The following is a 24,346-nucleotide window of genomic DNA, read 5'->3' as shown; positions in this document are numbered from 1 at the left end:
GGGCGAAGACTCCGGCTGCATGCACTGGGATCTGGTCAAGGTCCTGTATTGCCACCATGCCGCGAAGCCGGAGAACTTCGGAGGCCTTGGCGTCGGACTCCGATAGGCCTTAGCTTTCGATATATTCGTGCTCGAATCCAGAAAATTTCGTCAGGGCCGGTTGATCGAGCACGTGAACATGGCCTTGGCGGAATTCTAGAAGCTTGCGCTCGCGCAATTCCCGCAGCATTCGATTGACATGAATCGGAGTGAGGCCGAGAGCGTCCGCGAGATCGTACTGGGTGAGAGGGCATTCATAGCTGTTGCGGGTAACAGAGCCAATTCTTTCCAGGCGCGCCCTCAGTTCGAGGAAGAGATGCGCCGTCCGCGCCAGGGCGCTGCGTCGTCCTACATTGGTGAGATGTTGAGCAATGACCGCTCCGTTGTGCACGAGGGTTTCGAGAACAAGGGAGAAGAGATGGGGCGACTGCATGGCAGCTAGGGTAAATGTCTTGGTCGAAGCCACCAGCACCGTAAGTTCGGTTTGAGCCACAAACGTTTCAAGAGCGCTGCCCGAGTACGACTGAGGCAGGACGATATCGCCTCTCAGTGCAAAATCCAGAATTTGTCGCTGCCCGCCCGCGAGTTCATGAGAAATGCATCCCCAGCCCGACTCGACAATAAAAACGCGATCGCTGTCCTCGCCCTGGTTGACGATGACCGTCTCCGCCAGATAGCGCTTCGGCGTGAATCCCAGCGTCTTGATAAGCGCCGTATCGTCGTCGTTAAGTCCGACATACGATGGACGATTTTCATTTCCGCGCAAAAATGGATGTGAAGCGTACGTCATCTACAACCCCGCCCGATATCTACCCCAAACTACCTCCCTCGGATAGAACATACATCAAATTTGATGTGATGAGTATCCGTTCAATGGCCCCTATCGATTGGTGTAGCGACGGCACTTTTCGCTGAAAATGTACAGGTTCCACCGGCTCGCCGACGCCACGATTCGAAATCGGCACAGGGCGGCACGGCTAAGTTTTGTTTCTCTTGAAATTTTCCCGCATGGACTCGACTATTTCGCTGGCAATGAGACAGCTGCGATTGTCCACTTGATCGGCGGCATTTCGTAACGTCGTCGACGCGTCCTTGAGCAATCCTCTGATCTCTGCTGCTGACAAAAGCTCGGATGCTTCGAGTTCCAGCAACATGGATTCACTCACGTGCAGCGCAGCAAGCGCCACCGCTCTCGGCCTGGTAGCAAGCAGTTTTAGGAGATCACCGCTGGGCCTGGCACGCGCTTTTTTTTTGCCATAGTTGCGTCTCAACCGTTCGGAAGAAGATTCATAGGCTCAAAATTACAACGCCCCGACGAGGTAGCCGCAGTTCCAAGATCGGAAGAGGTCGTTCAATGCCTCTCTTTTTGGCATATCGTATGAGCATACTATCCCGGTTTGCAGCCGCGACACAGAGGTATGGAATACCGAATTCGCCGTAGCTACTACTCCCCTACCACCTCGGCCCCATGTCGACCGCCAGCACGAAAGCGACCGCTGCCGACGCGCGCGCCAAGGCCGCGCCCTGTCCGCCATAAGGTGCCAGGAGCCTACTTTTTGCGGCCCACAGCAGCACGACCATCGTATCCCAAGATCGGCGCATTAGCGGCGACTCAGTACCTGCTTCAAACCTGTCTTGCTCACATCCAACGCTGGAAGCGGGAAAGGTTCGACCTGTCCTCCAGTCTTGTCCAGATACTGCATCAACGCCGTAACCAGGTGATAGAAGATGCTTGCGGGAACCTCCGTCGCCTGTGACCTTCCGCGCTCGTCAATCCTGTCAACCCACAAGCCAAGCGGTGCGGGGTCGATATGCCATCTGAACAGGCGGGCGACACGAGCTTCGATCTCGGGTTTCAGATCGGGCCCGCCAATGCCGTCCAGGGCGACGGCTGCCTTGACGGCTTCGCATTGCGGCCAACTGCGGGAGAGCCGGTCGAGAGGCATTCCCTGCCGCGATACGGCAGCGTAAGCCAAACCTGTGGCCCGGTTCAATCCGCTGGCGACCGCCGACGAATAGAGCTTCCTTGCGTAGGCGACCAGGTCTTTTTGCCCGCTCGCCCGCGCGAAATCGACAAGCAGCGAGGCCCATTCGAAATGATGCCCCGGCTCGGTCCACTGTCCTTTGTCTCCCGGCAACGGCAGCCAATCCACGTCGAAATGTTCCCCGAGCGTCCAGCTTTCCTGGTCAAAGAAATGGCACCGGAAGAGATCGATGACGCGTGCCGCCCGACGCAGATATGCGCGGTCGCCGGTGACGCTGTGCCAGGCAAGAAAGGATTCCAGCATGTGCATGTGTGGGTTCGAAAACCGCACCCCGTTCCAGCCGGGGCTCTCGAGGAACCCGCTCAGACTGTCGTCCTCGAGATGGGTGTCGACGAAATGAAATGTCTGTTGTGCAAGCCGCAGTGCATCCTGATGGCCGCATCGATGAGCATGAGCTAGCGCCAGGAGCACGCAGGAATGGTCGTAGGCGTCCTCGGTCGGGTCAGCCACGCTGCCGTTGGGATTAAGAGTGCGCACCCAGCCGCCACGGTCGGTGCGGCCGTGTTTCGCGATGAAGTCGATACCGTGGTCGATGAGTTTGTCGGCCGGTCCAGCCCAGCCGCGTTCCTTGGCGACCGCGAAAGCGTAAATCTGGCGAGCCATCGTCCGCATGCGCTTGGGTTTGCCCAACGGCCTTGCATCGAAGCCGAGAGCCTCGTGGAAGCCGCCGTATACATCGTCGACACCTGCAGTGGACCACAGCGGCAGGGTTTCTTCGAAGAGCCAGTGTTCGACGCGCTTGCGCCATGAGCCACTGATGACGACCCGGTCTTCCGAGGCGGTGAATTTCGTTTCGAGGCGTCCGCTTTTCTCGAGCTGTTCGACGACTTTTTTCACGTTCTGGCTGTGGCTGACGGGGGCGACGAAGACCGCGTCCGGCGTCGCCACTATCGCCACATCCTTCATCCCGACGACAGTCAGCAGTCTGCCCTGGCTTCTGAAGTAGGAGTTGTTGCAATCCATGGCGACGATGTCACCCATTACGACGTTGCCTTCGCAGTCCGTCGGGCTGGCTTCCAGCAGCGATTGCCACGATCCAAGGTCGTTCCAGCGGAAGGAAGCCGTGACCATCGCGATGTCGCGCGCATGCTCCATGACCGCGTAGTCGATCGACGTCGAGGGGACAGCCGAGTAGAAGCCCTGTGGCAGGTATAGGCCCGAGACGTCGGCCCGCGCGGTCTTGTAGGCCCGTTCCGCAGTGTCCCAGATGTCCGGCTGGAAATCGAGAAAGGCCTTTCGCATGGTGTCTGCACGAAAGAGGAAGATGCCGGCGTTCCAGTAGAATCTTCCCGAAGACAGGTATTGGCGGGCCGTCTTGGCGTCCGGCTTTTCGACAAAGCGCGAAACTGAGGCTACACCGTCGTCATTTGCCGTGGCCTCGATGTAGCCATATCCGGTTTCGGGATGCGTCGGCTTGATGCCGAATACGATGATACTTCCTGAATCGGCGGCAGGTACGCCCGCCTCGACGGTTTCCCAGAATTGCGTTTCGGTCGTTATCTGATGGTCGGAGGGGACCACGAGCACAAGCGCGTCGGCGCCATGTTCGGAGATCGTTTGCAGGGTGGCTATGGCGACCGCGGCGGCGGTGTTGCGGCCGACCGGCTCGAAGATAGGTCTGCCGCCGTTCAGGCCGAGCGGAACTATGTCCGAGATGACGCGGTCGGCATGCCGTTCGGAGGCTATCAGGTAGACCGGCGTCTCGCCGTCCGGCCGCGCCTTGAGGCGCCGAACAGTCTTGGCAAGCATGGAGCCGTCACCCGAGAGGTCATGGAATTGCTTGGGATTGTCTTCGCGCGAGAGCGGCCACAGCCGTGAGCCGACGCCCCCGCTCATGACAAAACTTACGATCCGGTCCGGCATGGTCCAATTCCTCTCAGCCAATTCTTCTCAGAATGTCTGGTTGTAGGCCCCGACCTCTGGATTTCGGCGCAGCACGGCATCGAGAGCCTCGAACATCTCGCGACGTCGCTCCGGCGAGACGGGACTTTCCACCACGACGACAATCTCCGGTTTGTTCGACGAAGCCCTGACCAGACCCCATGTGCCGTCTTGGGCAACGACACGCACCCCATTCACGGTGACGAGATCGGCAAGCGGCTGGCCGGCGAACTCGATCCCGTCCCCCTTCATTCTCGTGAATTCCCCGACAACCTTCGCGACCACGCCGTATTTTACCTCGTCCGGGCAGTGGGGCGACATCGTCGGGGTACCGAAAGTCAGCGGCAGATCGCGGTAGAGGTCCGCTAGCGTCTTGCCCAGATTGCGGTCGAGCATCTCGCAGACGGCGATCGCGGTGAGGAGCCCGTCGTCGTAGCCGCGACCGATCGGGGGATTGAAGAAGAAATGACCCGACTTCTCGAAACCAGCTATGGCATTGAGTTCGGCAACGCGCCTCTTGATGTAGGAGTGCCCGGTCTTCCAGTAATCCGTCCTTGCGCCGTATTGCGCGAGAACGGGATCCGTCATGAAAAGTCCCGTCGACTTGACGTCCACGACGAAGACGGATTTCGGATGCAGCCCGGCTATGTCTCGTGCCAGCATGACGCCGACCTTGTCTGCGAAAATCTCGTTGCCCTCGTTGTCGACCACGCCGCAGCGGTCGCCGTCCCCGTCGAAGCCAAGCCCCACATCGGCACCCGTCTCCAGAACCTTGTCCCGGATAGCATGCAGCATCTGCATGTCTTCGGGATTGGGGTTGTAACGCGGAAACGTGTGATCGAGCTCTACGTCCAGCGGGATCACTTCGCAGCCGATTCTTTCCAGCACCTGCGGTGCAAAAGCGCCCGCTGTGCCGTTGCCGCAGGCCGCCACCACCTTCAGCTTTCGGCCGAGGTTCTTTCCGGCAGTCAGGTCTTCGATGTATCTCTCACGTAATCCGGGCACGAATTCATAGCTTCCTCCCCCTACGAGATCGAAATCGCCGCGCAGCACGAGCGCTTTCAAAGCCGTCATCTCCTCAGGCCCGAATGTCAGGGGCCTTTGCGCTCCCATCTTCACTCCGGTCCAGCCATTCTCGTTGTGGGAGGCCGTAACCATGGCCACCGACGGAGTGTCGAGCGCGAACTGGGCGAAATAGGCCGTGGGAGAAAGTGCCAGGCCGATGTCCTTGACGCGTGCGCCAGCCGCCATCAAGCCGGAGACCAGCGCCATCTTGATCGCCATGGAATAGCTGCGGAAATCATGGCCGGTAACGATATCCGGCCCGACACCCATTCGGCGGATCAAGGTGCCGAGCCCCATGCCGATCGCCTGCACGCCCATCAGATTGAGTTCGGGTTCTTTGTCCGAGCCTGGCTGCCCGAACCACCAGCGCGCATCGTATTCCCGGAAGCCAGTGGCTTTGATCAGAGCACTGGTTTCGAAAGCGAATGTGTTTGGCCTGGCTTGGCCGACTATGGTCACGGTCAAGGTTTCCGCTCCGCAGTTAAGGGAACAGTCGTAGCACGCTGCCTGACGCAGTCCCCTTCATGAATTCGAGTAGCCCTAACGCCCTGGTTCGCGCCCCCTCATCCAATAGGTGCATGCCCGCCGATGGCCGAAAGGATGTCTCGTCCAAGCACGGGGGTCTTGTATTCTGGAAGGTGCGTCCTGCTCGGGCGCTGACGAGAAAGGTGGGCTGCAAGATGCCGCTGACCGCATTCAGGTTCCCGTTCCGCGAGGATGTCGACGAAAGGCGGTTCGGTCGCCTGGCTCGTCTTCTCGAGGTCATTCAAGTGGAAATCGAAAGGGAATCCGCGGCACTGCGTCCGTCCGTGGAAAGGATGACGGACTGCGCCGCGTTCGCTTTGGAGGCGATGGAAAATGGCGAGAGCCCCGAACGCATATCCGCGCGGATCGATGTCCTCGCGCGGAACCTGGCACTCAACCGCGGTCGGCAGGCCTTGCTGGAACAGCAGATGTCATTTGTCGACAGGACGAGAGCAGGGCTGCCGCGCGTTCTCCCTTCCCATAGGGCGTAGGGTCTTTACGCCAATTGGCGGCGTTTACCTTCCGGGGCGCAGGCGTAATCTTTCGCGGCAGTCTGGGATCGCGGGGCCTCGGCTTTCAATGAAAACATCGGCCGAATGCCATGGACCGCCTGCATGGGGACGGCGTGCGCGCAGGATTTCCCGGCACGCCTGCAGGAGAGTCGAATGAACCGCATGTTTCCCAATCAATGGCCTTCGACAGCGGATCAGCCGGCTTCCGTCGACCACGAGTTCATTGGCCTCTCCGACATAACCGGATTTTTGCGGCGCTACATTGGAACCATCATCGCCTGCCTTGCCGCGGCCCTCTTGGTGGCCGGGTTCTACAATTTGACCACCGACCCAACGTTTACCGCCAGCGCGCAGATCCTTATCGAGCCGAAATTGCCACAACACCTGCAGGAGGGTGGCGAAGTAGATCTGTCATTAGATACCGCCCAGGTGGAAAGCCAGATCGCAGTGATGCAGTCGGAAAAGATCGCTGCGATGGTCCTCGACCAGTTGAAACTCAACGACGACCCAGAATTCAACCGTCCGCAGGCTCCGTTTTTGCTGGAGAGATTCAGGAGGATGGGCGTAGTCGTGCTTGATGCTTTCGGGCTCCGGAAAAACGCCCGGCTCACCTCACTTTGGGAGTATTTCGGCCTGGGCGTGCCCCAAACGCCTGCGACGCTGACCGATTACCAAAGGGCCCGGCGCACCATGTTGATTTTCAGCAGCGGCCTCGACGTCCGCAGAATCGGCGTTTCCTACGCGATAGACATATCCTTCACCTCTCTTGATCCTGAGGGCGCAGCCAAGGTTGCGAACGCCACGGCCGATGCCTTCGTGCGTGAGCAGATCGAAACCAAGGCCGACGCGGCAAGGGAAGGCGGCGCGTGGCTCGAGATGCGCCTTCGGCAATTGCGCACCCAGATGAACCAGGCCATGGCGAAAGCGCAGGAGTTCCGTTCACGGCACGACTACAGTGTCGGGGATGAAGCCAAAGGGGAAGACGGGGCGGGCGCTGTGCCAACGCTTGAAGAGCTTGAGGTGACTGCCGAGACCTACCAGAAGATGTACGAGAGCTTCCTGCAGGCCTACACCAACTCGGTAAGCCAGCAGTCGTACCCGGTCGCCGACGCGAGGGTGATCACGGCGGCGACGGCACCGCTCTATCCGAGCGCTCCAAGGCCAAAGTTGGTGCTGGCCTTCGCGGCGGTTGCCGGGCTCATTCTCGGCATCGGACTTTCGTTTGTAAGGCATACGTTCGACTGGACCATAAGGTCGCCACGACACATCCGGGACAACCTGGGTGTCGAATGTGTCGGCGAACTGCCGCCCACCAGTTGGAGAAGGGAATCCGACCACCTCGACGAAGTGACAAAATATCCACACTCCCGATACAGCCACAGCCTCAGGAATGCGCGAACCGAAATCAGCCTTGCCGAAACCAGCCGCCCGATCAAGTTACTTGGGTTGACGGCTGTATCCAACGACAGGTCGAAGAGTTCGGTCGCCAGCAATCTTGCCACGCTTTATTCGATGTCTGGCTTGAAGACGTTGGTAATTGACGCCGACGTCCGGCGATCGACCATGACCACGCGGCTGCTCGGCCCATCGGGCGCCCTCGATAAACCGTGCCAGGACCCTGTCCGGCTCAACATCGTCCGCGCTCCCGGGCGGCCGTTCGACGTGCTTCCAAGTTCGGTGGTGGACGCCAGGCACCTGCTGGCACCAAGCAATATGGAGGCGTTCCTCTCAGAGTTGACCGCTCGCGACCTTGCCGCCTACGAACTTGCCGCCTACGACATTGTCATCCTGGACCTGCCGACGCTTGCCTCGGGAGCTGACGAACTGATTGTCGGATCCGTCCTGGATGGCGTCGTCGTCGTTGCCGAGTGGGGCAAGACACATGTCGAAACGATGCGGGAACTTGTCAGGACGCTGCAGGCCAGCAGGACGCCCATTCTTGGCGTGCTCCTGACGAAGGTCCGCGCGATGAAGTCCAAGCACCGCAGAGCATGAAACTGGTGGCGGGATATTCCTCCTTCGGAAGTCGCAAAAGCGCGTAGGGGGATCATTCCTTGGGATTAGGGGGATAGCCCCGGAGCGTCACGCTACCTCCTTTGCCTTTCTTGCCGACAAGCCCTGACCTTGGAAGAGTGTCGAGAACAATTCGAACAGCAACCGTCCCATGACAACAAACGCCTTCGAGTCGCATCAGGGAACCCCGATCTGGGTTCAGCCACCTCTATCCGTGGCGGCTGACAGCCGAACGACAGTCCTGCACGTTATTCCTGCACCCGACCACAACAGTGCCGGGGCAGTGTTGACAGACCTGTCGCCCGCCATCAGGGCGGGAACGACGAACCCTCCTATCGGAGGTCTCCTGAAGCGGATCATGGACCTGATCATAGCGGCCACGGCGCTTGTCATGGCTGCGCCAGTGATGATCGTCGTTGCCCTGCTGATCAGGATGACGGCAGGAGGCCCGGCAGTGTTCTCGCACAGCCGTATCGGCTTCGGCGGAAAGCCGTTCGATTGCTACAAGTTCCGCTCGATGGTTGCCAATTCGGAAGAAGTTCTGAAAGCATATCTCGAAGCCAACCCCCATGTCAGAATGGAGTGGGAGGAGACCCACAAGATCAGGAACGACCCCCGCGTCACGTTCCTTGGGTGGATGCTCCGCAAGTCGAGCCTCGACGAACTCCCCCAGCTCTTCAACATCATCCGCGGCGACATGAGCTGCGTGGGCCCAAGGCCCATCGTGAAGGACGAACTCAAACGCTACGGCGACCACCTGGGGGAATACCTTCGGACAAGGCCGGGACTCACCGGTCTCTGGCAGGTGAGCGGAAGAAGCAGCATGGATTACGCCGACCGCGTGGCGCTGGACAGCCAGTATGTGCGGAACTGGTCGGTCTGGCTCGACATCGGGATCCTGTTCAGGACCGTTTTCGCAGTGATGCGCTTCGACAGGGCTTCCTGAAGTCCGGACGGGTCACCCTTCCTTCCGCTTCCAGTTGACGGATAGGGACAGGCCGATGATGTAGGCACAAGCCAATACGAATGCCAGGATCAGGAATTTGGTGACGGTCACATGGCCGGGCAACCCAAGGCCATTCCAGGCAAAGCTTCCGATCACCAGCAGCGCAGTCGCCGCGATCAGGGCGGGAGCCTTGAACCGCAGTCCCATCAGAACGCCTGCCGCCGATACAGCGATTGCACTCATGAGCACCGACATCTCCAGTGATACCCGCAGGACTGATTGCCTCACTGCGGCAGGGAAGGTTTCGTCAGCGTGTGCCCACTGATATGCGGCCTCAAAGTGCATGGCAAGTGCCAGGGTATTGCGTAGATGATCCGGTTAAGCGTCGCCCCCAGTTTTCTTACGCCCTTGTGTTCTTCGTGCTTCCAGGCGTGTTCTTCGTGCTTCCAAGCGGCTTCCAGCCGCGGTTTCAGCTTCCGAAGCCCCATGCCAATGGGCGCAGCGAACTGCCGCCCTCGCTGAATCATACAAGCTTGATCAGTTGGTGCCCTGAATCGTGAGCGTCTCCGCCTGCACGCTGTCGCCTGCAGGTAGGGCGGCCAAGCCGGACGGCGGCGGCGGGATCTCGATCTTCACGGTATCGCCTGGCTCGATCGGCGTCGTTTCCTCAGCCGTGAGTTCTTGCGAGCCGCTGTCCGTCGTCCTCACGATCTTGAAGATCGGCTTGGCCCTTTCGGCGCGCTCTCTAAGGGCGAGCAGAGCAGGGGCCGTGACCTCGGTATCGTGCAGCAACTGCACCGCGGTGTTGGCCTTGCTGGTCACTTCATTGAGCTGCAGCTGCGTCTCGCGCAAGGCAGCGGCAACTTCGCTGGCTTGGCTGTTGCCGAGGTTGAGGATCTCGATGTCGGTCTTGCTTATCTCCTGCCTGACTCGCAAGAGCGAGGTCTCGGCAACCAACCTGTCGCTCTGCATCTGTGCGACCGTTCCCTGTAGAGAGAGTTCCCGCGGTGCAACCGCCAACCCCTTCTGGACAAGGGCCGAAACACCCGCGAGTTCCTTCTGGATAAGTTCAATCTGTTGGTCATGGAAGGCCATCTGCTGGCCGAGCGAGGTCAGTTCCTTTTCGAGGAAATCCTTGAGTTCGCGCAGGGCACGGAGTTGCGTCGCCATAGCGTCCTTGCGGACGGCGAAGATCTTGCGCTCCTGCTCCATCGCCACCGCGACCGTCTCGTTGGAAGCCCTGTCTTTCAGTTCCGCGGGGAAAGCGATGTCGTCGCTGCCAGCCAGTTCCGATTCCAGCCGCGCTTTGCGCGCGAGCAGACCGACGCTGCTCAGCGCCAACAAACCCACGTCGCCCTGGCCCGCGATGACTTCACGCTCGAGCCTCGACATGTCTTCCTCGCGTGTTCGCAGGCCGCCGGCGATTCCCAGCGCCTGCAAAACCGTCAGTCCGGGCCTGAAGGGAAACTCGCCGGGCTGCGTGACGTAGCCGACTATGTAGAACGGCCTGTACTGGACAATCTCGACGGCGACATCGGGCTGGCGGCCGAGGCCCATGTGCTGCATCAGGCGGTCGCCGATCGCGCGGGCGAGGTCGCCGGGGGCGGTGCCCTGCGCCCGTATCTGGCCGACAAATGGAAGGAAGAGCGTGCCGTCGGCAGCGACAACGAAACTGTCGTTGAGAGCCGTCCATTCGAAGATCACGTCGCGTGATGCGCGCCATTCGTAAACCTTGAGCCTGACCTTGTCCTGAGGTCCGAGGAGATACTCGGCAGCCACCGTCGGCAAGGGGCAGGCAGCCGCCGCCGCCAATGAAGCCGCCGCCATCGTCACAAGCCATTTCCGCATTGTCTTTCCCGCCGTCAGATTTTCAGGATGTATTCGGGTTCGATCCGTCCCCTGGCGATGTGCAGGATCGCCAGCATGTTGCCCCTGAGCCTGCCCCTGCGATCGATATACGGCTCGGGCCGCAGGCTCTTTGCGAGGTTGGCCGCAATATTCCTGAACATCAGGGGAAGCACGAAAGAGGCCGGAACGGAGCCCTTCTTGATGAGGTAGATCGCATTCGCAACCTGGGAGTAGCCGAACCGCTTTCCGCTGACCCGCCCTGTCTTGATGCCGAGATGGACGCCCTTGATTGAAGTCACGCAGACCACGCGACCTTTGGATCTCATTTGGCTGGTGAAGTCGATGTCTTCCTGCCAGCCGTACAGTACGAGGCGCTCGTCGAAGCGCAAATCGCCCACAAGCGAGGAACGGAAGGACATGTTGCATCCGTATGCACCGACATGGTCGACCACCGACGGTCCATCATGTTTTTTGCCCTCGGTTGCCCGCAGGGCGGCTTCGGCATCTTCCCAGGTGAGGCCGGCATTCGTGGCCCCGTCCCTGACGACCTTGCCCATCACCACGGCCCATCCGTCATTTTCCACGAAAGCTTTCTCGACCTGCTCCAGGTATGCGGTGGACGGAACGAAATCGTCGTCGAAGAATGTGATGATGTCGAAGCGCGCCAGGGATGGTACGAGAGCCGTGTTCCGCTGGGCAGACGATCCCATCGGTCCGAAAACGAGCGACAAAGGGAAAGGACAATTTTCCGGCAGTTCGACATGCGTGGCGTCGGGCGCCGACACTATGACCTCGTCAGGAAGTCTCGTCTGGTCACCCAAATACCGAAGTAGGCGCGCGACCTGTCCGCGGCGGCCAAGGGTCGGGATGATCACTGCGAGTCTCATGCTCGATCCAGTTTCGGTTCTCGCCGAACCTAGACCGACGAGGGGACCGAAACAGCCTGCATAAAAGGAGACGGGAGGAGCTTGGCCTACCTCTGGACCCAGGCTTTCGGAGTATCCCTGTAAACGACCCACAGCCATAAGTATTAGACAGGCATGCGTCCGGAACAGCCTGTAACCGATCGTACAACTTGCCGGAGCAATAAGATGGAATGGAGACTGCTGGCCTGACGAGGCTAGGGGGAACCATGCTCCACGAACGCTCTTCCGATCTGGCGGTCGCGGCCAAGGTCGATGTGCCCATCGAGGAGTTGCCGGCCGCGCCGGGGCCCGGCGTCGACAGATATGCAAAGATAGCGGTCGTTCATGACTGGTGTCCGAATTTCCGGGGAGGGGAACGGGTTCTGGCGCAAATCTGCAAGCAGTTCCCCAATGCTGAAGTCTTCACGCTTTTCGATTTCCTGCCGCTCGAGGTGAAGGAGCAATATTTCCGCGACGTGGAATTCCATACATCCGCGGCCAACCGGATCCCGATGGTCCAGAAATTCTATCGGTCCCTCTTCTTCTTTTGTCCCTTCCTGATCGAACAGTTCGACGTGACAGGCTACGACGCGGTGATCTCGTCTTCGGCCGCATTTTCGCGCGGCGTGATCACCAGGCCGGACCAGCCGCATCTCTGTTATGTGCACAGCCCCGTCCGCTACGCTTGGGACGAGCAGTTCTCCTATCTTCAGCAAGGGCGGCTTGGCTTCGGCCCCAAGGGAATGCTCTACCGCTACATGCTCCATCGCCTGAGGACCTGGGACACGAGAACCGCGCACGGTCCGGACCTGATGCTGGCGAATTCGAATTATGTCCGCTCCCGGATCCAGCATATTTACGGACGCGAGGCGCGCGTCGTTTTCCCACCGGTCTCACTGGGAGAACTGCCCTGTGTGGAGGATAAGGACGACTACTACGTTTCGGCATCCTTCCTCGCCCCCTACAAGCGCACGGACCTTGTCATCCAGGCCTTCAACGAGATGCCGTCGCGGCGACTGGTCATCGTTGGCGAAGGGCAGCAATCAGCCAGCTTGCGGGCGCTTGCTGGTCCCAATGTCACCTTCTCGGGTTACCTGCCCCGGAAAGACTATGTGGACACCCTGGCGCGAGCGAAGGCGATGGTCTTTGCAGGCTGCGAGGATTTCGGCATAGCGCTAGCCGAGGCGCAGGCCTGCGGGACGCCGCTGGTCGCCTTCGGCCGCGGCGGAGCCGTCGACATCGTACAGCGCCTGGGATCATCCCCCGAGCCGACAGGGGTGCTGTTCAAGGCTCAGACGGTCAGTCACCTCAAGGAGGCAGTCGAACGGTTCGAAGAGAACAGCTACGCCATCGCACCCCGCGCTTGCGCCAAAAATGCAGGACGCTTTTCCGAAGAGAACTTCGACCGCGCGATCCTGGAATCACTCGGGGCCGTCCAGGCACTTCACGAGATCATGTGAATTCGCGCGCCCTGATGACCTTCGTTTCCGTATCGACGCCGTCTGCGGCCGCCATCGCCTCGAGATAACGCAAGGCCGTCGCCCTCCAGCTGTATGCCGAGGCTCTCGCCCTTCCCTTGCCTATCATCTGCAGTCGCAAGGCCTGGGAATCGCGAAGCTGCACGAAACTGTCGAACCATGCGTCCTGGTCGTCGGGAGGCGCAAACAAGGCTGCGCTGCCGCAGACTTCAGGCAGGCTGGCGCGGTCGGAAACCACCACAGGGCAGCCGACGGCCATCGCCTCGAGGGCTGGAAGACCGAAACCCTCCGTGAGCGAGGGGAACGCCAGGCATAGCGAGTCCCTGAGGAGGGCCGCCAATTCGCCATCGGAAATGCGGCCGAGCCAGTGGATGTTTCGAGCTTCGGTCCTGGCCGATCCTGACCGAAAGACGCGCGAATCCGACATGCCGACGATCGCGATTCTGAGTCCCGCTTCGCCGAGAGGATCAGCCATGTTCAGGAGGAGATCCACATTCTTGTGGGGTGCGGCACTGCCGATCATGACAACGGTTTCCCGCGAGGCCGCCAGCCGTGTCTGTGCCGAGTGTTCAGGCTTCCACCGCAAAGCATGCTCGTGGCCGTTCGGAGCGACGAAAGCCCGTTCTGCCGCGACGACGCCGTGGCGAACCAGTTCATCCAGGGAGTAATTGGAAACGGTCGAAATACCGCACGCCATCCTGCCGAGGCCGGGCAACAGATTCCTGTAAAGAAGTCTGAAGGCAAGGGAATAGCTCTGCGGGGCATTCCAGACGTTTGCATCATGGATGCAGACGATATGCTTGCGGGAGAGCAGCGGCCCGGTGTTGCAGAGGCTGAGCAGTCCGCTGCCATCGAGGGATGAGGGGAGCTGTGCCTGCTCCCAGACGTGCCCGCTCGTGCGGCCGATCTCGCGACGTTCGATGAAAGCCAGGGGGATGTCCCCGGACCCGGACGGACAGTGCAGTCTGAGCTCGAGGCCGCGGGCGAGGGGCTCCTTTTCGGCGATCAAGGCGTCGAGAGAACGCACGACCTCGCGTGCATAACGCTGGACGCCTGTTGTCGGCTGGGAAAGAAAACGCCCATTGATCGTCCAACGCCGCGCCATGCCGTCCCCCTTTGAAGCCTTCAGTGTGGAGCCGCGAAGACGCCAGGTCACCATGGCCATCGGGTCATCCGGCTAAGCGGGAATCATCCGGATAGGCGAGGCCGGACAGCGTGCCTACCTCAAACGTCTGAGGACCTTAGTGCTCCCGGGAATGCTAGTCTGGGCAAGGGTGCCGAAAGGACCGGGGAAGGTGGACATGGGCAAACTCGAGTTCGACACGACAGAGTCGCCACCACCAAGACCGGCCAGACACGTGAATGGACACCGAGCCGACACACTCCTGGCCAGATCTGCTGCCGACGGCGCCGAATTCCTGATTGGGCATTCCGCTCGGGTGTGCGTGGACCGGGAAGCGCCGAGACGGCGCTGGACGATAAACGGAGACTTCACGACGCTTCGGCCGACCGGAGTAGCCCGTTACGCCCGCGAGGTCACCTTGGCTCTCGACGCCCTCATTTCGGAAGGGCATCCCCTCGGTCGCGACCTGGAGATCGATCTCGTTGTGCCGCGCCCGCTTTCCGAACCTTTCGGCCTCAATGCCATCTCCGTCCGAGTCGTTCCCGAATTCAACAGGCCGCGACTTCCCCAATTCTGGGTGCAGGCGCAGTTGCCCTGGCATGTGCCCGGAGGATTGCTGAGCTTCTGCAATCTCGCTCCGGTCGTGCTGAGGCGCCAGATCGCGTGCATCCACGACATGCACACCAGGCTCATGCCGTCGAGCTACGCGCGCGGGTTCCGGTGGGCGCACCGTCTGATCCTGCCGGCACTTGGCAGGCGGGCCGCCCGCATCACCACGGTCTCGCAACTTTCGTGCAGCCACCTTGTCGAGTTCGGGATCGCGCCAGAGGAAAACATCGTCGTCACCTACAACGGCAGCGACCATGCGAAGCGATGGGATGCAGCGAGATCGTCTCTGGTCGTCGACCGGGGCAGGCCGTATGTCCTTTGCCTTGGGAGGCGGGACCAAGAATACAAGAACATGGGGCTTCTCGCCAAGCTGGCCCCACTCCTCGACGCGATGGGTCTCGACCTCTGGATGCCAGGCGATGTCGACGAGACCACGGTCCTGAGGTACGTCCCGGAAATGCCCGGAAACATCGTCCTCCCTGGCCGAATAGGGGATGACGACTTCAAGAAGGCGCTCGAAGGTGCCCTGTGCTTCCTGTTCCCGTCACGGATCGAGGGCTTCGGGCTGCCCGCTGTCGAGGCGATGGCTTCGGGCTGCCCGGTCGTGGCCTCGACCTCACCGTGTCTTCCCGAAATCTGCGGGGATTCCGCCCTCTATGCCGATCCCGACGACGTCCAGTCGTGGGCCGAAGCCATCCGCCTGCTGATGCTCGCCCCGGACTTGCGGCAGCGGTTGGTTACCAAGGGGCACGCGAGGGCGAGCAGTTATTCCTGGCGCTGGATAGCGTGGAAATACCTCGAACTCATGATTCAGGTCGACGCCGATTTCGGGGAGTTCGACAGTTGACCGGCAGCCAGTCTGCGGATTGACCTCCAGGAGAGCACGATGAACGAACGGACCGACCCGCACGACCTACACGCCGCGAGCAGCCGGGCAGCCAACATGCTTCTTCTCGACAACTCCCTGTCGATACTAAACAGGACTGGCGCCTACCACATTGCCAAAGACCTCACCCGGGAATTTGCCCCGGGCCAGGCCAAGGTCCGCTACTGGCGGCTGGGTTCCTTCGCTCCCGAGGGCCTTGCCCGCAAGATAGTCGCCCGGCTGATGATGCTGGAAATCAACTGGCTCCGCGATAGCGAGTTTCTCCTGATCCGTGACGGTGTCGAAGAACGTGGCTTCCGGCTGTTTCTGGATCCGCTCTACGTCCTGAGGTCACGCCTGACCGAGAATGATATCGTCCTGTGCCACGATGTCGGTCCGCTGACGCACAGCGACCTCTACGACGAACGGACTTGCGCCAACTACCACCTCGCTTACGAGAAGATCCGGCGCATCAAGCCGGGGGTCGTCTTCGTCAGCAATTTCTCTGCGAAGCAATTCAAGTCTCTTTTTGGCTCCGGTTTCCGGTTCCTGACAACAATCCCGCTGTATCTGCGCACCGAACTGTTTGATGGCCCCGCGGAAGCAATCTCCGGCTTGAGCGGCCGGTATTTTCTTACCGTGGGCGCGTTCGAAACCCGCAAGAACCAGATCGCCGCCCTGAAGGCCTATCGGGACGGTGGATTCCATCGTGAGGGTATAGAATACGTGTTGTGTGGGTCGCGTGGCGATGGTCATGCGGAGATCGCGGAGCTAGCGGGAACCATTGCCGGAGTAAGGCTCATAGGCTACGTGCCCGATGCACAGTTGCGCTGGCTCTATGCAAACGCCGAGGCATTCGTTCTGCCAAGCCTTCTCGAGGGTTTCGGGATGCCGGCACTGGAGGCCGCTTACATGGGATTGCTGCCGATAGTGTCCGCGGACAGTGCGCTCGTGGAGGCGGTGGGAGGCCAATGCTTGCAGGTGCGGCCGAACCATCCCGCGGCGATCACAGACGCGATGCGAAAAGCGCTTTCCCGAAACCCTGCGGAGAAAGCGGAAGCAAGCCGTTCGCTGCGCAAAACGGCGTCAGTTGCAACCAAGGATCGGTTCCTGCAGCAATGGAAGGAACTGCTGATTGCGGACGCGGCTAGAACTGCATCTCCGACCAAGTTGCGAGCGTGAAGCCCAATTGCGAGCAGAACTAACCCGAAAGTTGCAGCCGCTCATTCCAACTGCCGAATGCGCGCGGCCGGCCCGTTGCCCTATGCTCGGCCGCACTGGTGCTGATGGCTTTGCTGCAATGAACTGGACCGATAGGACCCGACGGCGGTCAGCTCCAATGGCTGCCAGCACCAGGAGATAGCAGTGACCAGCATCGATCTCATTATCCCCTGCTACAATTACGCGCATTACCTGCCGCAATGCGTAGACAGCGCTCTCGGCCAGGATGTTGATGGCCTCAGGGTGCTGATCATCGACAACGCCTCTACCGACAAAAGCGTCGAGGTTGCACGGCGGCTGGCCGAAAAGGACAGCAGGATTGAAGTCATATGTCATGAGACCAACCTTGGGCCTCACGCGTCGTTCAACGAGGGCATCGACCGGGCGCGAGCCGACTGTTTCATGATCCTGTGCGCTGACGACATTCTTGCGCCCGGCTCCCTTCGGCGCGGCATCGAGGTTCTGGAACACTGCCCGGAAGCGGCGATCGTCCTGGGGGCCAGCTCGGAACCTTTCGTGGGCGACATACCGCCTGAATTGGAGCCGCAGCCTGAGGGCTGGAGTCTTTTGAGAGGACACGACTACATCGAGCAATGCTGCAGGGCCGCCGGACAAAACTCCGGGGCTCATGCGATTCTCATCCGGACATCCGTCCAGAAGTTGGCAGGCCACTACCGCGCCAGCCTGACACATATGGACGACCTGGAAATGGTGATGCGGCTCGCCTGCATCGGATCGGTCGCAAGGCTTCGCGGAGCACTTGTTGTCCAGCGCATGCACGCCACGAACCAGCTGAGCGCCCTATGGGATGATCGCCGGAGGGACCTCCAGGAGCGGGAAGCGGCATTCAACAGCTTCTTCTGCCAGGAAGGCTGGAACATCGCCGGCTCTAAACGCCTTCACCGCACTGCCAGGCGGCGGATTGCGGAGACCGCGTTTTGGTCCGCGGCATCGCATTTCTACAGGGGCAAGGGGTCCGCAGGCTTGGGCCTGTTGAGGTACAGCCTCGGGCTGGACCCGACCTTGGTTGTGTTTCCGCCTGTCGACCACCTGTTTCGCACACACGGCGCGCTGAGGCGGATGGCCGCGGTCGTGTCGGGCGAATCCCGATGAACGCTCCGGTCAATCCGGGATCGACGCAAGCCGCACCCGCGGCCTTGCCGCGTCCGGTATGTACTCCGTCGCATGTCCTCCGTCGCATATCCCATGACTGCCGGGATCTCGGCTTGGAAATTCCTTCCGGCTATCTGGGATTGACAGACTGGGCAAACCGACAGCGGAGGAAAGCCGAGCGGAGCAAGATTTCACTGGCCAACTTCTTTGTGACTTGAGTCGCCGCGATCTGCTGGACCTCGGATGCGGGTCCACAGATTAACCTGCCGAAGCGCGAGCCCGCCGGAATTCCGGGATTGTTCTGATTATCTCGCCGAACAGCGGATGCCGGGTAAGGACCAATGCCATTGCCCATCCACCCAACGCCAACAATCCCGCCCCAAATGTCTGCCCGAATGAAAGGGTAAAGCCGGAACCGTAAACCCCGATGACGGCGAGAGGAGGGACCACGCTCGCTATGGCCACGACAGCGCTTTTCCATAGCGCTGCGGCGATGTCCCTGTGTGTCAATCCCAGCCTGCGCCGAACGAAGCCGAGGGCAACGAATGCCTGGAAAGGAACAGTCACCAGCATGCACCAGGCGGCCGCCTGCATTCCGCCGAGGATTACGGCTGTTGATAGGATAATGCCGGAAAGCGGGAAGACGATCAGTGCGCGGATGAACAGGTCGCGGATAGCTCCCATCGCAACCATTACGGGGTAATTGAGTTCGAAACTGAAGGAGAACAGGAGGGCGACTGCAACGATTTGCACGAGCGGCGCAGCCTCGGTCCACTGGTGACCGAGCACGATGTCAACGATTGGGTGTGCCAAAACTGCCAGCACGAGGAGGGCGGGCCAGTGGAGCGCGGTAACGAGGGAAAGGGCGGCTAGATAAGGACGCTTCAAATCCCTGCCTTGCCTGACCTCGGCCGAGAAGGCAGGCAGCACGACCGCCATGGCACCTCCGATGAACAGTTTGTCGGGTATCTGGCCGATCCAGAGCGTTCTGCTGAACACGGCTGCCGCATTCGGTGACACGAAGCTGCCCAGCAAGAGTAGGGGCAGAGCGTCAAAGATGCGGAAAAGTATGGTCATAACGCCGTTGTATCCACCGAATGAGATCATTCCGCGCCAGTTGGCCAGGGACGGCCTGAACATCCAGAAATTAGGGCATAGGGCGAGGGCGAGGCCTGCGGCAAGCCCGCTGCCCATCAGCCACGCCCAGGCGAAACTCATGTAGCTGAAGCCCGCCAATGCCAGCACGATCGTTGCTGCAGAATTTATCACCGCTCCGGTTATGTCGATGGCCGCCACTTTGCCGAAGGACATTTCCCTCCGCAGCAGAGCGATTATCAGGGTGAACGAGGCGTCGAGGAAGAGGCAGACCGAGATAACCCTGAAGTAGGGAGCGAGGTTCGGCTCGCTATAGAACGAGGCCAGGAAAGGGGAAGCGACGACGAGAGCGGCGGCGACGACCCCGGTGAGGATGAACGTCACCGTAGAGGCGCCGCGGATATCTTCACGGCTGAGTTCCTTGCGCTGGATGAGGAAGCTCGAACTGGAGAACTCCCTTAGGGACAGGGCTATCGCCATGATGGCCATGCCGATCACCGACACCCCGATCTCCTTGGGCGTCAATATCCGGGAGACCAAGGCTGCAGTGGCAAAATTGGTCACGAGGAGGACGTAGCGTTCACCCACGCTCATCAGGAGTGCGCGTTTTACCGAAAGCATGCTTGTCCTTCCCGACCGAGGCGGCCCGGCCGCCTGCGTCCCGACGGATAGTCCGACAAACTGGGTTGAAGGTCATGACGTCCAATAGGCGAGGGGAATGACCACCGACTAAAGCGGTAGCAGGGAGGCGACAACCCGAGTGGTCGGACTGCTTCCCGACCAGTGCAGGATTGATCGGACTGGAAAATTGGGGCGCAAAGAGCCTTAACCCCATCCACCGGAGGTATGCATTGTATCGCTGCAGGGGGCACTTAGGATGGGCCACCTATTCTCAATGGGGAACGAGATGGACCTGCAAAATCGCGATCTATATGGACTTCAAATACTTCGCGCGATCGCCGCTTTTGGTGTCATAGTTCGCCACACCCTCGAGATGTCGGATGGATCGGAAGCTGGCCGGTTCAGTCTTAGCTGGATGGCAGCATCCGGTGGCGCAGGAGTAGATCTGTTCTTTGTAATTAGCGGATTTATAATGGTATACGTGAGCTTTCCGCCAGGTCAACCTCCGGACTCGCCCAAACGTTTCATCATAAAACGGGCAACGCGCATATTCCCATTGTATTGGATTTGCAGCGCAGCCATCGCTGCGATCTGTGCAGTCGGCTTCTTGAAGAATATGCATGTGGATTTATATACTATATTGAATTCTGTTTTTATACTACCTGGAGACAAATTGGTGTTTGTCGCCTGGACGCTTTCGTATGAGCTTTATTTCTACATTGTATTTTCAATATGCCTCAGTTTTGGTAAAATGCTTTCATCGTCGCTATCTGTGATGTTGCTTATGATCAGCGGAATCGTATTCGGAGGAGAAATTCAGAATTCGACTTTCGCTGATTTCGTCTCTAGTCCTCTCGTGCTGGAGTTTTGTTTCGGTATCGTTTTGGCACTGTTGTTTTCTGCTGGCAGGAGATGGAAAGTCCCGTCAGCTCTCGGCGTGCTCGGGTTTCTTATAATAATCTTGTCCCCCATTTTCGTACCCCATTCCGTGCCGGACGCTACGCGAGTCATTGTGTGGGGTCTTCCGGCAATTTTGATAGTGGCTGCATTTCTCGAGATTAAGCGACCGCAATCGAAAGCCGGGCGCTCAGCGGTCCTGCTCGGCGATGCGTCTTATGCCCTCTACTTAACACACGTCTTCGTCATGATGGCATATGGCTTGGTAATCAAGTCGACATTTGTCGGAGGAATGTCGCAAGCCATCTTCGCTCCTGCAGTTATATTCTTATGCCTTATTGTCGGTGTGCTGACACACGTATTTGTGGAAAGGCCAGTTCTCGACTTCGTCCGGAAGATCACGAGGCGCCAGCCAGGACGGCTGCTGGAGGGTGGAAGCGTATCGAGCTGATCCAGGGCGCCGGCGTCACGAGCGACAGAACTGAGTGTCCCGAAAGACTCGGTCCGGGCCCCTGTCTCAACGATGGTGCGTGCTTTCGGCCTGCCAGGGTAGCTGGGACCAAAATGGCTTGCGTCCCAATGGATAGTAGCGACCTCCGAAAGGGGTAACGCGAGGACACCGTTCACCCGTATGGGCAGATTGCTTCCAGCGGCCGCAGTCCCGACTATCCAGCCTGAATTTGAAGTCCGATAGCGAGGCCCTTGCCATGTCCTTTCGTGTCGCAACCGCAGTGGCCTGCCTGCTGGCGACCGCCGCGCCTGCATCCGCCGATGTCCTCTGGGGCGTCAACGGCCATCCGATGACTGCCTATCCAGGCATCCCGGTTGAAAGGCAGCTCGATTTCATCAAGGATCTCGGCCTGAAATCGTACAGGGTCAACGTCACGGGTGAGGACAACGCAGATATCCTTGGCCATCTTGTCGACGCCGGAAAGACGAGAGGGATCGAGATCCTGCCCGTTATCACGCCGGCGGCCATCGATCTGGACAAGGATAGCCCGGAAGAGCTCTACGGGAAGACCCGGAAACTGGCGATCGCCCTTGGCACCAGGTTCAAGAACGACATCCGCGTTTGGGAACTCGGCAACGAGATGGAGAACTACGCCATCATCAAGCCCTGCGAGAAACGCGACGATGGTTCGCAATATCCATGTGCATGGGGACCTGCAGGGGGAACAGGACCGCTCGATTACTACGGCCCGCGCTGGGTAAAGGTGAGCGCCGTCTTGAAGGGCCTGTCCGACGGCATGACAGAGGTCGATCCGGGCATCAGGAAGGCGATTGGCACCGCCGGATGGGGCCACACCGGCGCGTTCGTGCGGATGAAGCACGACGGGATCGCCTGGGACATCTCGGTCTGGCACATGTACGGCGAAGACCCGGAATGGGCTTTCCGCCAAATCTCGGCATATGGCAAGCCGATCTGGGTCACCGAATTCAACAATCCCGAAGGAAGTCAGCGCAGCGAGCGGCAGCAGGCCGATGGCATCAAGCAGACAATGACGCGGCTTCGCGAACTCAACGAGAAGTACAAGGTCGAGGCCGCGCAAATCTACGAACTGTTCGATGAGACCTACTGGGCACCCAGCTTCGAAGCCAATATGGGGTTGGTGAGGCTCACCCCAACCTCCGATGGCAAATGGAGGACCGGAGAGCCGAAGCCTGCCTACAAGACAGTGCGTGACTTCACCCGCGGCCCGCAGCCGCTGCCCAAGCCGCACAGGGACTGCGACACCAACACCATAGCGGCAAACGAACCGATGCAGGTGCGGCAGGCAAGCTTCGCCTACTGCCTTATCCTTGGCCACGAGGGCGACAAGGTCAGCGTAGATCAGTGGTCGGCAGCCCTTGAAAGCGGAGACAGCAAACTCGCCGACATGATCGTAGAAATGATGCGCACGGACGATTTCGAATCCAGATATGCAACGATGGGCCTGACGGACCGCGCCTATATCAATTTCCTCTACCTGCTGCTTCTGGACCGTCCCGCGGACGGTTACGGCCTGGAAACCTATGCCCGCCAGTTGCGCGCAGGATCCATGACACGGGAGTCGGTGGCCTTCGGCGTCATCTACTCATCGGAGTTCAACTCCAAGCACGCCGCCATCCGCGAAGCCTCTTCGGTGCCGGCCCCAGGGTGAGCAAGAAGGCAGGCTGGCAGGAGAGGGTATCATGGCAGTGCGCCTCGCCTCAGCTCTCATTGCCACCATCCTTCTTGCGGCCATGTCGACGGGAAGTCCGGCCTGCGAAAGCGACAGCGGGACCCAGTTTCCGCTGCGGGTCGAATCCGGAAAGCACTATCCGACCGACAAGGGAGGTCGTCCGTTCTTCATGCATGGCGACACGGCGTGGTCGCTGATCGCCGATCTCGAGGAAGAGGAAGCATACCTCTACCTGGACGACCGCAAGGCTCGCGGGTTCAACACCGTGCTGATCAACCTTCTCGAGCACCGGTTCTCCCGAAACGCGCCTGCAAACGCATATAGTGAAAGACCATTCGCCGACAACGGAGATTTCGTCGTTCCGAACGAGGCATATTTCGCCCATGCCGACCGCATCCTGCAAAGGGCATGCGAGCTTGGTTTCCTGGTGCTGCTCGCCCCGGCATATCTTGGATATGGCGGCGGCGGTGACGGTTGGTATCAGGAAATGGCGGCCGCAGGGGCAGAGAGGCTTGAGGCGTACGGACGCTTTGTCGGACGACGGTATCGACACTTCGACAACATCATGTGGGTCAATGGGGGCGACTATAATCCGCCGGATAAGAGCTTGGTCAGCGCGGTCGCCGAGGGTATCCGGGAAACCGACCCGGAAGCCCTGCAAACTGCCCACAACGCGCCCGAAACGGCGGCTCTAGACTACTGGCGAGGCGAACCGTGGCTCTCCATAAACAATGTCTACACCTACGAGCCAGTCCATGCGGCGGCCCTTGTCCAGCACGCAGGCGACATGCCTTATTTCTTGATTGAGAGTGCCTACGAAAACGAGCACGGTGCGGACACGCGCCGCCTGCGCGCGCAGGCCTACCAGGCGATTCTTTCCGGGGCTTTTGGACACCTGTTCGGAAACAATCCGATCTGGCATTTCGGCGGGCCAGGCCTCTGGCCAGTGGAAATGTCCTGGCAAAAGGCCCTCGACAGTCCAGGGGCAAGGAGCATGCAGGTTCTCCATGAATATTTTTCGTCGATCAAATGGTGGGAGCTGGAGCCTGATACCGGGAACGATTTCCTAATCGGAGGACAGGGCAATTACCATGCCCGGACAATGTCCGCGCGGACAACAGGAGGGTCGCTCGCGGTCGTCTATCTTCCTAACGGGAGGGGCATTACCCTCGACCTTGCAAAGCTCGCCGGGCCGCATGTCTCGGCTCGCTGGGTCGATCCTTCCACCGGAGGGAGCGAGGCGGCTCCTGGGTCCCCGTTTTCCGCGGATGTCCGGTATTTCGAGCCGCCAAAAGGCAATCATGCCGATTGGATCCTGGAACTCCATTCACTGCCGGTTCAAAGCCAATGACCATCAGGAATGACGCCGCCGAAAGCTTTGAC

Annotated in this window: 19 protein-coding genes; 10 read left to right on the top strand and 9 right to left on the bottom strand. The window is 59.9% G+C overall.

The features are described 5' to 3' along the window. Positions 1–109: 109 nt before the first annotated feature. The 4 genes from ACFSOZ_RS01660 to ACFSOZ_RS01645 all read right to left on the bottom strand — a co-directional run bounded on the left by ACFSOZ_RS01660 (position 110) and on the right by ACFSOZ_RS01645 (position 5,495). On the bottom strand, positions 110–829 hold the full coding sequence (locus ACFSOZ_RS01660; protein ID WP_379092791.1) for a Crp/Fnr family transcriptional regulator: 720 nt from the start codon (positions 827–829) through the stop codon (positions 110–112). A gap of 187 nt (positions 830–1,016) precedes the next feature. Further along, positions 1,017–1,310, bottom strand: a complete 294-nt coding sequence (locus ACFSOZ_RS01655) for a hypothetical protein (protein WP_379092788.1) — start codon at positions 1,308–1,310, stop codon at positions 1,017–1,019. Between the two features lie 330 nt (positions 1,311–1,640). Then, positions 1,641–3,947, bottom strand: coding sequence for a mannose-1-phosphate guanylyltransferase/mannose-6-phosphate isomerase (locus ACFSOZ_RS01650; protein WP_379092785.1), 2,307 nt, complete (start codon positions 3,945–3,947; stop codon positions 1,641–1,643). 27 nt (positions 3,948–3,974) lie between these two features. Next, complete coding sequence (locus tag ACFSOZ_RS01645) at positions 3,975–5,495, bottom strand: phosphomannomutase/phosphoglucomutase (RefSeq protein WP_379092782.1); 1,521 nt, start codon at positions 5,493–5,495, stop codon at positions 3,975–3,977. Between the two features lie 215 nt (positions 5,496–5,710). Here ACFSOZ_RS01645 and ACFSOZ_RS01640 point away from each other — a divergent pair, with 215 nt between their 5' ends. The 3 genes from ACFSOZ_RS01640 (at position 5,711) to ACFSOZ_RS01630 (ending at position 9,026) form a co-directional block, all read left to right on the top strand. After that, a complete protein-coding gene (locus ACFSOZ_RS01640; protein WP_379092779.1) occupies positions 5,711–6,046 on the top strand; it encodes a hypothetical protein in 336 nt (111 codons plus the stop codon). 174 nt (positions 6,047–6,220) lie between these two features. Further along, on the top strand, positions 6,221–8,062 hold the full coding sequence (locus ACFSOZ_RS01635) for a GumC family protein (RefSeq protein ID WP_379092776.1): 1,842 nt from the start codon (positions 6,221–6,223) through the stop codon (positions 8,060–8,062). A gap of 169 nt (positions 8,063–8,231) precedes the next feature. Continuing rightward, the gene (locus ACFSOZ_RS01630; RefSeq protein WP_379092773.1) at positions 8,232–9,026 is read left to right on the top strand and encodes a sugar transferase; all 795 of its coding nucleotides are present in this window, start codon (positions 8,232–8,234) and stop codon (positions 9,024–9,026) included. A 12-nt stretch (positions 9,027–9,038) separates the two neighbouring features. Here the strand turns inward: ACFSOZ_RS01630 and ACFSOZ_RS01625 are convergent, their stop codons facing one another. From ACFSOZ_RS01625 to ACFSOZ_RS01615, 3 genes are all read right to left on the bottom strand, one after another. Next, a complete protein-coding gene (locus tag ACFSOZ_RS01625; RefSeq protein WP_379092770.1) occupies positions 9,039–9,269 on the bottom strand; it encodes a hypothetical protein in 231 nt (76 codons plus the stop codon). A 294-nt stretch (positions 9,270–9,563) separates the two neighbouring features. Continuing rightward, entirely contained in the window at positions 9,564–10,874 is a 1,311-nt protein-coding gene (locus tag ACFSOZ_RS01620; protein WP_379092767.1) for a polysaccharide biosynthesis/export family protein, read from the bottom strand. Positions 10,875–10,888: 14 nt separating this feature from the next. Next, a complete protein-coding gene (locus tag ACFSOZ_RS01615; protein ID WP_379093817.1) occupies positions 10,889–11,761 on the bottom strand; it encodes a glycosyltransferase family 2 protein in 873 nt (290 codons plus the stop codon). A gap of 245 nt (positions 11,762–12,006) precedes the next feature. Between ACFSOZ_RS01615 and ACFSOZ_RS01610 the strand changes: the two genes are divergently transcribed. Then, complete coding sequence (locus ACFSOZ_RS01610; RefSeq protein ID WP_379092764.1) at positions 12,007–13,239, top strand: glycosyltransferase; 1,233 nt, start codon at positions 12,007–12,009, stop codon at positions 13,237–13,239. On the opposite strand, the gene ACFSOZ_RS01605 is transcribed toward ACFSOZ_RS01610, so the two are convergent. After that, the gene (locus tag ACFSOZ_RS01605) at positions 13,232–14,422 is read right to left on the bottom strand and encodes a glycosyltransferase family 4 protein (protein WP_379092761.1); all 1,191 of its coding nucleotides are present in this window, start codon (positions 14,420–14,422) and stop codon (positions 13,232–13,234) included. The genes ACFSOZ_RS01610 and ACFSOZ_RS01605 overlap by 8 nt on opposite strands. A 136-nt stretch (positions 14,423–14,558) precedes the next feature. On the opposite strand from ACFSOZ_RS01605, the gene ACFSOZ_RS01600 reads away from it, so the two are divergent. The 3 genes from ACFSOZ_RS01600 to ACFSOZ_RS01590 all read left to right on the top strand — a co-directional run bounded on the left by ACFSOZ_RS01600 (position 14,559) and on the right by ACFSOZ_RS01590 (position 18,188). After that, positions 14,559–15,836, top strand: a complete 1,278-nt coding sequence (locus ACFSOZ_RS01600; protein ID WP_379092758.1) for a glycosyltransferase family 4 protein — start codon at positions 14,559–14,561, stop codon at positions 15,834–15,836. A 39-nt stretch (positions 15,837–15,875) separates the two neighbouring features. After that, on the top strand, positions 15,876–17,036 hold the full coding sequence (locus tag ACFSOZ_RS01595) for a glycosyltransferase (RefSeq protein ID WP_379092755.1): 1,161 nt from the start codon (positions 15,876–15,878) through the stop codon (positions 17,034–17,036). A 183-nt stretch (positions 17,037–17,219) separates the two neighbouring features. Then, positions 17,220–18,188, top strand: a complete 969-nt coding sequence (locus tag ACFSOZ_RS01590) for a glycosyltransferase family 2 protein (RefSeq protein WP_379092752.1) — start codon at positions 17,220–17,222, stop codon at positions 18,186–18,188. Between the two features lie 258 nt (positions 18,189–18,446). Here ACFSOZ_RS01590 and ACFSOZ_RS01585 read toward each other — a convergent pair whose 3' ends face one another. Beyond that, entirely contained in the window at positions 18,447–19,904 is a 1,458-nt protein-coding gene (locus ACFSOZ_RS01585; RefSeq protein WP_379092749.1) for an oligosaccharide flippase family protein, read from the bottom strand. A gap of 286 nt (positions 19,905–20,190) precedes the next feature. Between ACFSOZ_RS01585 and ACFSOZ_RS01580 the strand changes: the two genes are divergently transcribed. The 3 genes from ACFSOZ_RS01580 (at position 20,191) to ACFSOZ_RS01570 (ending at position 24,314) form a co-directional block, all read left to right on the top strand. Beyond that, on the top strand, positions 20,191–21,252 hold the full coding sequence (locus ACFSOZ_RS01580; protein ID WP_379092746.1) for an acyltransferase family protein: 1,062 nt from the start codon (positions 20,191–20,193) through the stop codon (positions 21,250–21,252). A gap of 256 nt (positions 21,253–21,508) precedes the next feature. Further along, positions 21,509–22,942 carry a DUF4214 domain-containing protein gene (locus ACFSOZ_RS01575; RefSeq protein ID WP_379092743.1) on the top strand — a complete coding sequence of 478 codons (1,434 nt, stop codon included), beginning with the start codon at positions 21,509–21,511 and terminating at the stop codon, positions 22,940–22,942. Between the two features lie 31 nt (positions 22,943–22,973). Continuing rightward, complete coding sequence (locus ACFSOZ_RS01570) at positions 22,974–24,314, top strand: glycoside hydrolase family 140 protein (protein WP_379092740.1); 1,341 nt, start codon at positions 22,974–22,976, stop codon at positions 24,312–24,314. Positions 24,315–24,346 lie beyond the last annotated feature (32 nt).

It is taken from the genome of Mesorhizobium newzealandense (genome assembly GCF_042682145.1).
Classification (GTDB): Bacteria; Pseudomonadota; Alphaproteobacteria; order Rhizobiales; family Rhizobiaceae; genus Mesorhizobium; species Mesorhizobium newzealandense.
The sequence above is the reverse complement of the archived record's forward strand: the minus strand, read 5'-3'. Positions and strand labels throughout refer to the sequence as shown.

Bases quoted from the DNA above. Each gene is read 5' to 3' on its own strand.
- ACFSOZ_RS01605 (WP_379092761.1), bottom strand. From the start codon at position 14,422: ATGGCCATGGTGACCTGGCGTCTTCGCGGCTCCACACTGAAGGCTTCA.
- ACFSOZ_RS01585 (WP_379092749.1), bottom strand. From the start codon at position 19,904: ATGCTTTCGGTAAAACGCGCACTCCTGATGAGCGTGGGTGAACGCTAC.
- ACFSOZ_RS01630 (WP_379092773.1), top strand. From the start codon at position 8,232: ATGACAACAAACGCCTTCGAGTCGCATCAGGGAACCCCGATCTGGGTT.
- ACFSOZ_RS01625 (WP_379092770.1), bottom strand. From the start codon at position 9,269: ATGAGTGCAATCGCTGTATCGGCGGCAGGCGTTCTGATGGGACTGCGG.
- ACFSOZ_RS01575 (WP_379092743.1), top strand. From the start codon at position 21,509: ATGTCCTTTCGTGTCGCAACCGCAGTGGCCTGCCTGCTGGCGACCGCC.
- ACFSOZ_RS01570 (WP_379092740.1), top strand. From the start codon at position 22,974: ATGGCAGTGCGCCTCGCCTCAGCTCTCATTGCCACCATCCTTCTTGCG.
- ACFSOZ_RS01650 (WP_379092785.1), bottom strand. From the start codon at position 3,947: ATGCCGGACCGGATCGTAAGTTTTGTCATGAGCGGGGGCGTCGGCTCA.
- ACFSOZ_RS01595 (WP_379092755.1), top strand. From the start codon at position 15,876: ATGAACGAACGGACCGACCCGCACGACCTACACGCCGCGAGCAGCCGG.
- ACFSOZ_RS01620 (WP_379092767.1), bottom strand. From the start codon at position 10,874: ATGCGGAAATGGCTTGTGACGATGGCGGCGGCTTCATTGGCGGCGGCG.
- ACFSOZ_RS01615 (WP_379093817.1), bottom strand. From the start codon at position 11,761: ATGAGACTCGCAGTGATCATCCCGACCCTTGGCCGCCGCGGACAGGTC.
- ACFSOZ_RS01610 (WP_379092764.1), top strand. From the start codon at position 12,007: ATGCTCCACGAACGCTCTTCCGATCTGGCGGTCGCGGCCAAGGTCGAT.
- ACFSOZ_RS01600 (WP_379092758.1), top strand. From the start codon at position 14,559: ATGGGCAAACTCGAGTTCGACACGACAGAGTCGCCACCACCAAGACCG.
- ACFSOZ_RS01635 (WP_379092776.1), top strand. From the start codon at position 6,221: ATGAACCGCATGTTTCCCAATCAATGGCCTTCGACAGCGGATCAGCCG.
- ACFSOZ_RS01660 (WP_379092791.1), bottom strand. From the start codon at position 829: ATGACGTACGCTTCACATCCATTTTTGCGCGGAAATGAAAATCGTCCA.
- ACFSOZ_RS01640 (WP_379092779.1), top strand. From the start codon at position 5,711: ATGCCGCTGACCGCATTCAGGTTCCCGTTCCGCGAGGATGTCGACGAA.
- ACFSOZ_RS01580 (WP_379092746.1), top strand. From the start codon at position 20,191: ATGGACCTGCAAAATCGCGATCTATATGGACTTCAAATACTTCGCGCG.